The sequence below is a fragment of the Acidimicrobiia bacterium genome (assembly GCA_035471805.1).
In the GTDB taxonomy this organism is placed as follows: Bacteria; Actinomycetota; Acidimicrobiia; order Spongiisociales; family JAHEDJ01; genus JAHEDJ01.
Genome location: DATIPS010000034.1, coordinates 1 through 2,957 on the forward strand (window position 1 = coordinate 1; position 2,957 = coordinate 2,957).

The following is a 2,957-nucleotide window of genomic DNA, read 5'->3' on the forward strand; positions in this document are numbered from 1 at the left end:
AGACTGAACTCAGTCACTCGCAGCCGATGGCCTGAACGACGGCAGCGGCCGTCACCGGACATTCGACGGTCGGCCCCTCGTACAACCGCTTTACCTTCGAGACCGGGTACTCGGCGATCTGTGACCGCAGTCCGGCAGCGAACGACCGGTTGGGCTCAGGGCGAACTGGAACTCCCGACCCGTTGCGGTCATAGGTTTTACGAACGATTCATCGCCTTCATCACCGAGGCATCAAAGGTGTATACGCAATCCCCTTTTGCGCGAGCCGCCAACGGTTGACGCGCCGGCAGCGTTGGCAATAGAGTGACCTTTGCCCAAAGGGATGTTTGAATTCCTATCCGTATCGGGCTCAATGAAAAGGAGACGCCCATGGCCATGACGCTAAAACAACTTGGCGAGCGTGTACGCGGTGAGATCGTCGCCCCGGGCGACGGTTCGTACGACGAAGCCCGCGCCGTCCACAACGGCATGAGCAACCGACGCCCCGCCGCGATCGTTCGCGTGGCGAACGCGGGAGACGTGATGGCGACCGTGGCCTACAGCCGCGAGAACGATCTCGACCTCGCGATCCGGGGCGGCGGGCACAGCGCTCCCGGGTTCGGAACCGTCGACGACGGGGTGGTCATCGACTTCTCGCGGATGCGTACGGTCCGGGTCGATCCGGTGCGGATGACCGCCCGCGCCGATGCGGGCGTGACTTGGGGCGACTTCTATACCGCGACGTACCCGTTCGGTCTCACGACGCCCGGCGGCATCATCTCCACGACTGGAATCGCGGGGCTCACCCTCGGCGGGGGCATCGGCTACCTCTCTCGCGGCTTCGGTCTCTCATGCGACAACCTGCTCTCGGCGGACGTGGTCACCGCCGACGGTCGGTTCCTGATCGCCAGCGAGAACGAGAACGCGGACCTGTTCTGGGCGATCCGGGGCGGCGGCGGAAACTTCGGCGTGGTGACCTCGTTCGAATATCGGCTTCACCCCGTGAAGGACGTGTACTGGGGCCCGATGTTCTACGAGATCGAGGAAACGGCGAACATCCTGCGCTTCTACCGGGAGTACATCAAGAACGCTCCCGAACAGATGGGAGGCTTTCCCGCCTTCCAGATCGCCCCCCCGCTCCCGTTCATCCCCGAGAACCGGCACGGCGACATGTTCGTGGCGATCGTGGCGTGCTGGGCCGGTCCGCTGGACCAGGGCCCGGCTCAGTTCAAGCCTTTCCACGACGTCGCGGAGGTGAAGGCGGAGATGGTCGGCCCGATCCCCTTCCCGGCGATCAACATGGCGTTCGACGGGCTCTTCCCGAAGGGGATCCGGCAGTACTGGAAGGGCAACTACGTCCGGGCGCTCACAGATGAGGCAATCGCCGTCCACGTGGCGAACGGACCGAAGGCTCCCACAGTGAGCTCCACGATGCACCTGTATCCGATCGACGGCGCGTGCCACCGGATGGCTTCGGACGCGACGGCGTTTGGCCACCGTGAGGAGAACTTCTCCATGGTCATTGTCTCCGCATGGGACGACCCGGGCGCAGACGAGGCCAACGTGAAGTGGGTCCGCGACTACTCCGCGGCCATCGCTCCCCATTCGCAGGAGGGCGGTTACGTGAACTTCCTGGACGGGGACGACCAGAACCGAGTCGCAGCGAATTACGGTGCAAATTATCAGCGACTCGTCGAGCTCAAGCGGAAGTACGACCCCGACAACGTGTTCCACGTAAACCAGAACATCTGGCCGTAGAACGAATGGGCGCTGGGTCTATGCCTCTCTCGGGGGTTGCGGCTCGGTCCGGCAGGCGACGTTCGGCGCCCATCCGTCACTAGCTTTAACCGCTTCCTCCCATCGGGTCTCCCGGGGGTATCTCTCCCGGGGGAGCACGATGCCCTCGAGGCGGGACTGCCGGTGGCGAACGTCTGACGGCGTAGGGACCACACGGACGCACACCTTTCCCCGCGGCGTCGAATGCCCGGTCCTGGCCGGTTGTTCCCCGTCGTGTTCACGCCCGAGAGTCGACCGTCGGCGCGACCGCCTGCACAAAGGTGTTGCTACCGACCTGCCAGCGCGCCGAAGCGACTGCAACAGGTACTGCCACGAAGCGGACCGCCAAAGGACGAGACCGGCCAGGAGCGGACCTACGCTTGGATGGTCGCTCGCTTTGCCCACAGCAGACGCAAGCAAACGTGGCTCGGCCGCCGTGCCGAAACGCAGCGCTCCAGCCTTAGGTGTCCAAGATAGATACTTGCAGCATCGCTGCTTCGGTTTGAGAGCGAACTATGAATGCCAAATCTCCCAGCGCGGTCTTGTCCGAGTTGAAGGATCTGACCGACGCCTTCTTCCGCGCGGTGTCCTTTGCGCCAGGAGCGAAGCCTTGCTACGCCGACATCCATCGCCTCTTCATCGAGTCAGGCCTGCTGATCAGAAACGTCGGTCCGACGCCAGAGATCTCTTCGGTGACCGAGTTCATTCGTCCGCGTCAGGTCCTGGTGGATACCGGGCAACTCACGCAGTTTCACGAAGCGGAGATCGCGGCCGTCACTGAAATCTTCGGCAACGTCGCTCACCGCTTCAGCTCTTACTCGAAGTCCGGAACCCAGAACGGAACCCCCTTCCAAGCGCGCGGAATGATCAGCACACAGTTCGTCAATACGCCTGCCGGCTGGAAGATGAGTGCCATGGCATGGGACGACGAACGGCCGGGTCTCGTGCTTCCCGCAGAGTTTGAGTCCCCCTAGGACGCCGTTGCGAGGGCCGACGATAGCGGTTCGGTGGGGTTTTGGTTCGAGAGGCTGCCAGTGGACTGACTCACACTCTCGGCCAATGGCGGAAGTGCCGAACAGCTATTCGATCACCTGGTCGGCGCGCAGCAGGACTGCCGAAGGGACCTTGATGCCCAGCGCTCGGGCGGACTTGAGATTCACGCCCAGCCAGTACTGTGTGGGCTGGATCACCGGTAGGTCCGC

At 63.4% G+C, this 2,957-nt stretch carries 2 protein-coding genes; both read left to right on the forward strand.

Going from position 1 to position 2,957, the window contains the following annotated elements; genetic code table 11:
- The first annotated feature begins 369 nt into the window (after positions 1–369).
- Positions 370–1,737 (forward strand): FAD-binding oxidoreductase, encoded by a 1,368-nt coding sequence (locus VLT15_08060; protein ID HSR45169.1) that lies wholly within the window; start codon positions 370–372, stop codon positions 1,735–1,737.
- Positions 1,738–2,270: 533 nt separating this feature from the next.
- Positions 2,271–2,729 carry a hypothetical protein gene (locus VLT15_08065; protein ID HSR45170.1) on the forward strand — a complete coding sequence of 153 codons (459 nt, stop codon included), beginning with the start codon at positions 2,271–2,273 and terminating at the stop codon, positions 2,727–2,729.
- Positions 2,730–2,957 lie beyond the last annotated feature (228 nt).